Source organism: Bifidobacterium margollesii (assembly GCF_002860355.1).
Taxonomy (GTDB): domain Bacteria; phylum Actinomycetota; class Actinomycetes; order Actinomycetales; family Bifidobacteriaceae; genus Galliscardovia; species Galliscardovia margollesii.
In genome coordinates this window covers 1-10,683 of record NZ_NMWU01000042.1, presented here as the reverse complement: position 1 = coordinate 10,683, position 10,683 = coordinate 1, and the positions used below count along the sequence as shown (strand labels likewise).

The 10,683-nt window shown below is 63.7% G+C and carries 9 protein-coding genes and 1 pseudogene; 4 read left to right on the top strand and 6 right to left on the bottom strand.

Annotated elements, in window-relative coordinates:
- The coding region (locus Uis1B_RS10340) for an InlB B-repeat-containing protein (protein ID WP_165782857.1) at positions 1 to 709 on the top strand (709 nt) is incomplete at its 5' end.
- A gap of 430 nt (positions 710 to 1,139) precedes the next feature.
- Here the strand turns inward: Uis1B_RS10340 and Uis1B_RS10335 are convergent.
- The 6 genes from Uis1B_RS10335 to Uis1B_RS10310 all read right to left on the bottom strand — a co-directional run bounded on the left by Uis1B_RS10335 (position 1,140) and on the right by Uis1B_RS10310 (position 7,940).
- The gene (locus Uis1B_RS10335; RefSeq protein ID WP_101618056.1) at positions 1,140 to 2,717 is read right to left on the bottom strand and encodes a proteasome accessory factor PafA2 family protein; all 1,578 of its coding nucleotides are present in this window, start codon (positions 2,715 to 2,717) and stop codon (positions 1,140 to 1,142) included.
- Positions 2,718 to 2,720: 3 nt separating this feature from the next.
- Entirely contained in the window at positions 2,721 to 2,924 is a 204-nt protein-coding gene (locus Uis1B_RS10330) for a ubiquitin-like protein Pup (protein ID WP_101618055.1), read from the bottom strand.
- Between the two features lie 110 nt (positions 2,925 to 3,034).
- A complete protein-coding gene (locus Uis1B_RS10325; protein ID WP_101618053.1) occupies positions 3,035 to 3,865 on the bottom strand; it encodes an inositol monophosphatase family protein in 831 nt (276 codons plus the stop codon).
- 130 nt (positions 3,866 to 3,995) lie between these two features.
- A complete protein-coding gene (gene dop / locus Uis1B_RS10320; protein ID WP_165782856.1) occupies positions 3,996 to 5,618 on the bottom strand; it encodes a depupylase/deamidase Dop in 1,623 nt (540 codons plus the stop codon).
- Between the two features lies 1 nt (position 5,619).
- Positions 5,620 to 7,224 carry a proteasome ATPase gene (gene arc / locus Uis1B_RS10315; RefSeq protein WP_101618062.1) on the bottom strand — a complete coding sequence of 535 codons (1,605 nt, stop codon included), beginning with the start codon at positions 7,222 to 7,224 and terminating at the stop codon, positions 5,620 to 5,622.
- 14 nt (positions 7,225 to 7,238) lie between these two features.
- On the bottom strand, positions 7,239 to 7,940 hold the full coding sequence (locus tag Uis1B_RS10310; protein ID WP_423734893.1) for a DedA family protein: 702 nt from the start codon (positions 7,938 to 7,940) through the stop codon (positions 7,239 to 7,241).
- A gap of 44 nt (positions 7,941 to 7,984) precedes the next feature.
- Here Uis1B_RS10310 and serB point away from each other — a divergent pair, with 44 nt between their 5' ends.
- The 3 genes and pseudogenes from serB to Uis1B_RS12495 all read left to right on the top strand — a co-directional run.
- Positions 7,985 to 8,737, top strand: coding sequence for a phosphoserine phosphatase SerB (serB, locus tag Uis1B_RS10305; protein WP_423734892.1), 753 nt, complete (start codon positions 7,985 to 7,987; stop codon positions 8,735 to 8,737).
- A gap of 10 nt (positions 8,738 to 8,747) precedes the next feature.
- The gene (locus tag Uis1B_RS10300; RefSeq protein WP_243390346.1) at positions 8,748 to 10,181 is read left to right on the top strand and encodes a TrkH family potassium uptake protein; all 1,434 of its coding nucleotides are present in this window, start codon (positions 8,748 to 8,750) and stop codon (positions 10,179 to 10,181) included.
- Between the two features lie 146 nt (positions 10,182 to 10,327).
- Positions 10,328 to 10,683: pseudogene (locus tag Uis1B_RS12495) on the top strand (hypothetical protein); the annotation flags it as partial.

Below are 10,683 nucleotides of genomic sequence, written 5' to 3'. Positions count from 1 at the left end.
CGCGGCCGGAGCCTCGGGCACGCTGCACGCCCGCGTGAGCTTCACGATGAAGGGCGAGCCCGCCCCGGCGTACCGCACCGTGGCGTTCGATTCGGCTGGCGGCTCGAAGGTCGCGTCGCAGAAGGTGGCCAACGGCGGCAAGGTGAAGCAGCCGACGAACCCGACCCGCAGCGGCTACACGTTCGCGGGCTGGTACTACGGCAACGCGAAGTGGGACTTCAACCGCGGCGTGACCGCGAACATCACCCTGACCGCCAAGTGGACGAAGAACACAGCGCCGGCGCAGCCTACCGTGAAGCGGGTGCCGGTGTACCGCGTGTACAACCGCAACTCCGGCCTGCACCACTACACGACCAGCGCCGCGGAGCGGAACATGCTGGTTCGTCTGGGTTGGCGTGACGAGAGCAGGGGCGCGTCGTTCGTCACCGTGGGCAGGGGTACGCCCGGCGCCCGTCCGGTGTACCGCGAGTACAACCGCCGATCCGGCAACCACAACTGGACGCTGAACAAGCGGGAGCACGACATGCTGGTGCGCCTCGGCTGGAAGGACGAGGGCGTCGCCTGGTATGCGCCCTCGAACGGCAGGCCGGTGTACCGTCTGTACAACCGTAATTCCGGCGAGCATGTGTACACGACGAGCTACGGCGAGTACCGTGCGGTGGTGAAGGCGGGCTGGCGTGGCGAGGGCGTCGCGTGGAAGAGCCTGTAGCGACGATTCCAGGCCTTCCCCTCTGAGGGGAAGGTGGTCGGCGGATGCCGGCCGGATGAGGTGGATGCAGACTGAACTGAACTGCGCCCCGTCCGCCTCATCAGTCTCGCTTCGCTCGACAGCTTCCCCTCCGAGGGGAAAGCCCGATTGCGCACTTCGTGTTGTACGCCTGTGAGCTGGTCTTCTTGGCTTCCCCCTGTGGGCTGGGCCCGTCAGGGGGCGCCGGAGGCGTTTCCGGGGCTCAGGCGAGCCGACAGGCGAGATTACGTGGCGCGGTCGTAAGGCCGTCCGCTCTTGCGGTTGAAGCTGGCGGCGTAGCCGACTGATGAGGGGGTTGGGCGCAGTTCATTGCTTCGCCCGTTCACCTCATCAGTCTCGCTTCGCTCGACAGCTTCCCCTCCGAGGGGAAGCCCTAGTGTGCACTTCGTCGTTATAGGGCGGTCATGACGGTGTTGTATGCCTCGGTGGGTTCGGCGCTGAACGGGTCGAGCAGCTCGGCTTCGAGGCGTATCGGACTGGTGACGGCCACATGCGTCCAGTCGCATGACCACTGGTAGTCACCATCCAGCACCTTTCGCACAAATCGGCCGCGCAATGCCGCACGAGTGTTCGAAGGCGCGTATTCGACGGCATGCCGAACACCGGCCTCATCGATCATCGTGCGCATCATGCCGGCCCTTACCAGACGCTCGTATACCGTGCCGTTGACGATGTCATGGTAATCCATGTCGATCTGCCGCACATGCGCATCGTCCAGAGAGGGGTTGCGCCTGCGCATCGCCTCGATCAACTGCAGTTTGGCCGCCCAGTCAACCCAAGATGCCAGTTTCCGCCAATCCCCGAGATCCACGGCGTCCAACGCTTCAGACCATAGAGTCAGCGCGCGAGTCACATCCCGTCGCGACAGGCCGGCCGGATACGCCACGACCGGCACGCCCTCAGCCGAACCAGCCGAACCAGCCGAATCCAAGCCGTCCGAACCAGAACCAGAATCCAAATCCAAGCCCGAAAACAGTTCGTCATGCTCAGCCACGAACGCACTGACCATCGCGAGATACCGGCGCTGCACATCCAATGCGCAGCTCGTTTTTCCCGAAGCCAGCGTAATTCGAGATCGCCCGGTACGATCCCGGCTCACCGATCGGATCGCATCACTCGGGTCGGCGAGCGCGAATTCCTCGAATCCGGAAGGCGCTCCGGCCCGGTAGGCCTCTTCGATCACGCACAGCACAAGGTGAGTGATGGCGAGTTTCATCCATGTGGCGGTCTGCGAGCGATTGGAATCGCCGACGATCACATGAAGACGACGGAACAGGTCGGAATCGGCGTGCGGCTCGTCACGCGTGTTGACCATGGGCCGCGAACGCGTGGTGGAACTGGAGATCGCGTCGTCCAGAAAATCGGCTCGCTGGGTGATTTCGAAGCCGTCGGCCACACCGTCCTCGCCGGTGAATCGTCCGGCGCCGGTGAACAGCACTCGGGTGACGAGGAACGGGATCAGTTCGGTTTCTATGGCGCTGAGCGGCACCTGACGTCGGAGCAGATAGTTCTCGTGACATCCGAAGGAATGGCCGGCGGAGTCCACGTTGTTCTTGAACAGGTGGATGCGCGTGCTCCCCCCCGTCGATTCCCGCAGCCGGCTCTGCGCTTCGAGGGCGAGACGTCGCATCACATGCTCGCCGGCGAGATCCTGCGCCAGCGCGTCCATGGGGTTCACGGCTTCGGCGGTGGCGTATTCGGGGTGGCTGCCCACGTCGAGGTACAGGCGGGATCCGTTGACGAGATAGGTGTTCGTGGATCGGGAGCGTGACACCACCGGCTGGAACATGGTCATCGCCACCTGTCCCGAATCCACGGGATGGCTGGCTCCGGTGACGGATACCCCGTATTCGGTTTCCACGCCGAATATGCGGGCGAAACCGTCGGCGTGCTCTGCGCCGACGTGGGTTCCGCAGTGGCCGGTTTTTTCTCCGTTCAGTGTGTTGCTGCTGTCACGCAGTTGCGGCACGGCTCACTCGCCGCCCTTCTGCACGAAGCTGGACACATATTCCTCGGCGTTGGTCTCCAGCGCTGATTCGATGTCGTCCAGCAGAGCATCAAGGCCGGATGCCTGCTCGGCCAGTCCGCTTTCCTTGCGCTCGATCGTCTGCTCCTCGTCCCGTCCGGTCGTCTGGGACGATGCCGAGTTCTGCTGCGCTTCGAATTCCTGTGGCATGATGATGCTCCTTCCATCTGGCGCGGGACTCCCGATCTTCCGACCGTGTGGTTTCCCGCCCGCCGTTGCCGCAATACCTACGTTACTGTTCGTTGCTGCAGGTACTGCCGTTACTGCAGGTACTGTTTGAGGTCGTTGATGATCAGTCCGTTGGTGGCGACGATGTCGTTGTTGGCGCTCCAATCGATATCGCTGCCGTCCCATCGGCCGATCTGCCCCTGAGCCTCCCAGACTACGACGGCGCCGGCCGATACGCCGGGAACGTCCCACGAATGCAGCGATGGCTCGAAGTAGGCGTCATAGCTGCCGTCGGCCACCTTGCACAGGTCCATGGAAACCGGTCCCACACGCTTGACGTCCGCCGGTTTGCCGGCCAGTTTGGCCACGGTACGCAGCGCCCGCTTCGATTCCTCGGGGAAGTACGACATGCCGAAGCTCACCACGGAGCCTTTCAGCGTGGGCGTGGTGGACGGCATGATCTTCTCGCGTTTCTTGCCTTGCTCGGTGGCGCGGATGCGGATCGCGCCGGCTCCTTCGGCGGCCAGATACGTGCGGCGCAACGCCGGTGCGTGGACCACGCCGAGGATCGGCTTGCTGCGACCTTCATCGTCCACGCGCATCAGCGAAACGGTCACCGTCCATTCGTGCATGTCGCGTACGAAGTTGATGGCGCCGTCGATGTGTCCGATGCACCAGTAGAGGCCTCCGGGCTTGACGTCGGACCCCACTTCCTCCCAGCATTCGTGGGCTTCGATGGCGTTGATGCGTTCGTGGCAGTATCGCACCAGACGCTCGTCGATTTCCGAAGAGAACTTCTGGTGCCTGCCGACCGAATCCATTTCGGTGGTCAGGTCGTGGGGTTTCAGCTGATCCTGCAGTGCATGCAGTCCGGCCTGTTCAGCCACTTCAGCCACTTCGACGGCCAGTTCGCGCAGTTCCATGAGCTCATCCTTCCCTGTATGTTCACCATGCTCGTCGTTGTTGTTGTCGGTATCATTGTCGGGTTTACGTCATTGCCGTTTCCACGCCGTTGCCGTATCCACGTCATTGCCGTATCCGCCGCATCGTTCCCTACGCCAATGCCGCAAGGAACGCATCGACGTCCCGCGCGGATTCCAGCGCCTTGGCGCACGCCTCGGCGTCATGCCCGCGAGGGTCGGCGATGTCGATGTCGTGCAGGGTGCCGTGCGCGTCGCGAACGGTGATGCTGCTCCACGAAACCGCCACCACGTTCCCGGGAAATCGTTTCACCACGGCCGATCGCAGCCATGCCCGCGTGTGCTCGGGGGGCTCGACCGAAGCACTGCGCAGCCGCCGTTCGTCGTTCAGCGTGACGGCGTTCGCCTTCACCGCGTGGAATATCGACTGCTTCGGATCCAATGCGGCCCACGCGATGTCCATGGCGTGCAGCTTCGGATCGGACCACGTCAGGCCGCGACGGCGACGCAGCTTCTCCATCAGCTGCCATTTGAGCAGCCATTCCAGTCGTCCTGCGGCCCCGGTCATCGTCAGTCGCTCGTCGTCGTCGGCATGGGCCACTCGGGCCACATCCTCCAGCGCGGTGCCCCACATGGTCATGATCCTGCGGGTCGGATCGTCGGGCCAGAGCGGCTCGCCCTTGATGTCGGTGCCGTATGCGGCGGCGGCCATGCGGTAGACGGCGGATCGCAACCGCACCTGGATCTGCCATGCCGTGACGGACGTGCGGTCGTGCCCGTCGGTATCGGCATCGAAGCCGGCACCATCCGCATCGCGGCCGGCCTCCGCGGAAACAACCGGCAGTGGAGCGCGCAGCGTCAGATCGTGCGACACCGTGTGGATCGCGGCCACCGGGTCGGCAAGCTCGATCCCGTCGAGCAGACCGCGCACGGATTCGCCACGGCTCACCGCCTCCTCGGCCAGCCACGCCACCATGCTGGTCGTGCCCAGTTTCAGCGCTTCGGGCACGTCCATGCAGTTGGCGTCACCGACGATCACATGAAGGCGACGGAACCCATCGGTGCTGTGCGATTCGTCCCGCGTATTGATGATCGGACGATCGAACGTGGTCTGCAATCCCACCTTCGCATGCAGATAATCGGCTCGCTGAGACAGCTGGAACCCTTCGCCCTCGCTGCGCTCCCCCAGTCCCAGACGGCCGGAACCGCAGTAGATCTGCCGGGTGACGAAGTGCAACGTCATCAGATACGTCAGATCGTCGAACGGCACCGACCGGCTGATCTGATAGCTTTCGTGGGACCCCCAGCTGGCGCCCTTGCCGTCGACGTTGTTGCGGTACAGTTCGATGCGCCGGCCCGCCGAGGCCGAAGCCCGACGAGCGGCGTCCAGCATCAGCAGATCGCCGGCGTGATCGTAGAGCACCGCTTCGAACGGGTCGATCGTCTCCGGAGCGGAATACTCGGGATGCGCATGATCGACGTAGATACGCCCGCCGTTGGGTGCCACGGCGTTCGTCAGCTGCAACTGCGGGGAGTCGGTGAGCATCTCAGGCCTCGCCGATGCCCGTTCCAGACGGTATCCTCGGGCATCGTTGACCGGATCCTCGCCACGATAATCCCATCGGATGTGATCGGTGGCGGGATCGCCGGCACCGGCGATCACATCGAAGCTCAGCTGCACCGGATTGGCGCGGGGATCGGTCGCATCGACCACCGCGTATTCAGTTTCGGTACCCATCGGTCGCAATACGGACATGTCAGTCCCTCCGATCGTCGATTCGATCCGTCAGTTTCACGGGGATCAACTCCACCGCACGGTTCACGTCCAGCCCGTTGAGGCGGGCCCACTGCTGCGGGTTCGCGCCGGCGATCGAATCCACCGCCTCGGCGTACTCCTCCTCCACCGCGGCACCCAGCAGATGCGCGTCGAGCCTCGCCTCGGCGCCCGAAACGATCGACTGCTTGACCGCGGCCGTCTTGGCCCGATCCACGATGTTGCGCAGCATGGCTCCGGAGATCAGTCCGCCGAAATAGATGCTCGTCCAGTCCCCTCGCTCGTCGCGGATATCGCAGACATGGCGGGTGTCGTCCCGTCGGAAGATCTCGCCCACCATCACGTCGATCAGCGAATCGGCGGTCATGCCGTCGGCCAACGGCAGATCATCGGTGAGATAGTGCCGCAGAATATCGCCGGCCTGATCGCGTCCGGGACGGTTGATGCGGATCTTCACGTCCAGACGACCGGGGCGCAACACGGCCGGGTCGATCATGTCCACTCGGTTGGAGGCTCCGATCACGATCACGTTGCCCAGCGATTCGATGCCGTCGAGTTCGGCGAGGAACTGCGGGACGATCGTCGTCTCCACGTCGGACGATACGCCGGAACCGCGGGTGCGCAGCAGCGAATCCATTTCGTCGATGAACACGATCACCGGTTTGCCGTCCTCGGCCCGGCGACGCGCCCGCTCGAAGATGGAGCGGATGATTCGTTCGGATTCGCCGACGAACTTGCTCAGGATCTCCGGCCCCTTGACGGAGAGGAACACGCCGTTCGCGCTCCCCGCCCCCTCGGCCAGCGAATGGGCCACCGCCTTGGCGATCAGGGTCTTGCCGTTGCCGGGCGGACCGTAGAGCAGCACGCCGCGCGGCGGTTTCAGATCGTAGCGTTCGAACAGGTCACGGTGCAGGAACGGCAGTTCCACCGCATCCCTGATCTGATCGATCTGAGCGTCGAGACCGCCGATGTCTTCGAAACCGACGTCCGGCACCTCCTCCAGTACCAGATCCTCCTCGTCCTCCTTGGGCAATGCCTCCACGACCAGCGTGCCGGACGTTTCGACCAGCACCCGGTCTCCACGCTCGAACCGTTGGTTCGCCAGCGCCGACGCCCGTTCCACCACCGAGGATTGCCCCGATTGGTCGGCGACGAGCAACCGGCCGGATTCCAGAGTCTGCACCACTTCGCGCACATGACCGGTGATCGGTAGACCGCGGACGGACACCACAACCATGTTCTCGTTGAGCAGTATGGTCTGCCCGCAGGCCAGACGGTCGACGTTCACCAGTGAGGAGACCGGCACCACCATGCGTCTCGATCCTAGGATCACCTCGGCCGCCGCATGGCGCACGCCCTCCTCGTCCACGTGCGAGGAGTCGATTTTCACGAACGTCGCGAAGTTCTCGGGCGGGCGGCCGAGCGAGGCCATCTGCGACTTCGCCTGTCGCAGTTCCTTGCCCGCTCGGTTGAGCGCCGCGGCCAGCGCATGGTTCTTCGACTGCAGCACGTCGGCATGACGGGCCATCTGCTCGTATCGCCGCTCCCAGTCAACCGCCGTCTCGCCGTCGGCCGACGATTCGCGCATGCCGTTCGTCTCGCTCACTGTCGATGCCTTCCTTTCCGCTCCGTCCTGTCCACCACCAGATTACGCACCCATCGGCCGATCAGCAGCAATGCGATGCCCACCACGACCCCGATGATCACGTCCTCGAACACGCCGAGGGCTCCGAGAATCGAGCACCAGTTCTCGCCCAGCGCGAATCCGGCGCCGATCAGTATCGAGTTCCATACGGCCGAACCGAGCAGCGTCCAACCGGTGAACCGTTTGAAATCCATGGCGTTGAATCCCGCGGGAATAGAAATCAGCGAGCGGACCACGGGAATCACTCGTCCGATCAGCACCGACCACACGCCGAAGCGGGCGAACCATCGATCCGCCTTGTCGATATCGTCACGACTCACTCCGGGAATCCGGTCGGCGATGGCCATCAGCCGTTCCAGCCCGATCCAGCGTGACACGCCGTAGAGCACCCACGCACCCACCAGCGAACCGACGGTGGCCCAGATCACCGCCTCCACCACGGAAAGTCGGCCCGTGGATGCGGTGAATCCGGCCAGAGGAAGAATGACCTCACTCGGAATCGGCGGAAATACGGACTCCAGCGCAATGGCCGCGCCGACGCCGAATCCGCCGAGATGACTCATCAGCATCACCAGCCAGTCGGTGATCGCGCCGATGATCCCGGACTCCCCCGTTTCGCAGATCGACGTCTGTGCGGCCAACACCGTGTAATTAACGATTGACATAAGGCAAATTGTCCCAGCGCTTTCCGACAATAAGAAGAATGTGTGCACAATCTTTCCCAGCCTCCCACGAAGAGGGATCCTCATCCGGAGTCAACGCCCAGCAGTTCGTCGTCCCGTCGCTGACGATGCCGAAGCTGGTGACCGGTGAATCTTCGATCACCAGGCTGATCGTGATGGATGTGGATTCCACGCTCATCGATGAGGAGGTCATCGACATGCTCGGGAATGCCGCGGGCATCGGCGACAAGGTGAGCGAGATCACCGAACGGGCGATGCGCGGCGAACTGGACTTCCGAGCCGCACTGACCGAGCGAGTCTCCCTGCTCGCCGGCATGGACGCTTCCGTACTCGATGAGATCTACGGCAAAACCCATTTCACCAAGGGTGCGCTCGAACTGGTGCGCGTGGCGCATGAACGCGGTTGGAAGGTGGGCGTGGTGTCCGGCGGATTCCACGAGATCGCCGACCTGCTGGTGCGCGACGCCGGCATCGACTACTGCCTTGCCAACTCCCTGGAGGTTCGAGACGGCAAGCTCACCGGTCGTCTTTCCGGCGAAATCGTCACCAAGGAGAGCAAGCTGGAGGCGCTGCGCAGCTGGGCCAACGCGATCGGCATTCCGATGGCGCTCACCGTGGCCATCGGCGACGGAGCGAACGACATTCCGATGATTCAGGCGGCTGGCATCGGCATCGCGTTCTGCGCCAAACCGAAGACGCAGGCGGCCGCGCCGTACGTGATCAACGAACGCGACCTGATGAAGGCATTTGACATCATCGATGCCGCGCATTAGCGTTTCGTGAGTGTCCGGCAAAGAGCGAAGAACCTGGCGGAAGGCCATACACCGACGATTCGGTTCGATTACCCCGCCGCGTAACTCCCCTTCCAGAAAACGCCCGCTGAGCGAACGCATCGTTTCGCACCCCGGCAGGCTGTCCATCGCCTATTTCGGCGTGATGCTGATTCTGGTCACCGCTCTGCTCTCCCTGCCGGTTTCCGCTCGTTCCGGTGTCTCGACGAATTTCAACATCGCATTCTTCACCGCGGCGTCGGCGATGTCCACCTGCGGCATCGCCATCGTCGGCACCACCGAACATTGGACGACGTTCGGTCAGGTGGTGATCCTGCTGGCGATCCAACTCGGCGGTCTCGGCGTGATGACGTTCGCGTCGCTGCTGTCGATGTCGATCACCCGGCGCATCCGGGTCTCCCAGAAGCTGCGCACGGCCAACGAGCTCGGCGCCGAAAAGCTCAACGAGGTCAGGTCTGTGATCGCGGTGGTGCTGGTATGCACGTTTTCGGTGGAGGCCATCGCCTTCTCGCTGCTGATGCCCCCGCTGATCCGGCAGCATCCGTACGATGTTCCGCACGCGCTGTTCCAAGCCCTGTTCTTCGCCGTCACCTCGTACAACAACACCGGTTTCACGCCCGATACGGCGGGACTCTACATCCATGACTGGGGCGTCGGCATCCCGATTCTGCTTTCCGCGTTCGTCGGAACGCTCGGCTTCCCGGTGATCCTCAACGTGCTGCGGTGTACGCGCCGACGCAAGGGCCCCAGCAGCTGGAGTCTGCACAGCAAGCTCACGATCACCACCACACTGTGCATCGTCGGCGTTTCGCTGGTGTGGTTCTGCGCCGCGGAATGGCATAATCCCGAGCTGTTCCCCTCCGACGATCTCGCTTCGAAGATCCGCCACGCGCTGGTGGCGGCGGTGATGCCCAGATCCGCGGGATTCGACATCTCATGGATGCCGCACGTCAGCGAGCAGACCAAGATGTTCATGACGCTGGTCATGTTCATCGGCGGCGGCAGCGCCTCCACCGCCGGCGGCATTCGCGTCACCACGTTCGCCGTGCTGCTGCTCGTCTGTCGAGGTGCGCTGGCGGGCCGCCGCGACGATTCGGTCTTCGGCAAGCGACTGCATACGCAGACCGTGATCCAAGCGGTCACGATCACCGGCATCTGCGCCGGTCTGGTCTATGTGTCGTCGCTGGCACTGCTGTGCATCACGAACCGTTCGCTCACCGACGTGATGTTCGAAGTGTGCTCGGCATTCGGGCTGGGTGGATACACGCTGGGGGTGGCCGATCCGAGCAATCCGGGCACACTGTATATTCTGGCGGCGCTGATGATCATCGGGCGGCTGGGGCCGATGACCGTGGCGTATGCGATTTCACGGCCCCAGCAGCCGCAGGCGTTCCGCTGGCCTTCGGAGCATATTCTCGTCGGATGATCGACGCCGCGGTCAGCGGTTAGGATCGCAGTGCCTGGTTTGGGATCGGTGGGTTGGGATCGATGGTTTGGGATCGATGGTTTGGAGGCTCTTCCGATTTTGGTGTGTAAGGGCCGTGCGGTTTCATTCGTTGTGTGAAAGAAAAAATGAAGAAAACCGCGCGGCTTGCCATCGAGTCTAGCGCGTTTGATGGCCGTGTCCTGCTCGGTCTCGACAAGCTGGGGTTGAATCCCGTCTGGCAGCGGCACGAGAAGGCCGGCTCGCGTGCGGGTGTGTGGCTGATCGGCTGCGAGTCCGGGGACGACACGGCACGCCGTTGCGCGCGGTGCGGTGACGCCGGACGGATCCGCTCCTCGTGGCTCCGCCGGTTGGCGCACACGCCGGTCGGCCAGCACGCCGTGCATCTGATGGTGCGGGTGCGCCGCTACGAGTGCGTGCCGTGCGCGCGCTCGTGGACGGACGACCTGACCCGCGTCGCCCCGGAGGGCAGGCGGCTGACGGA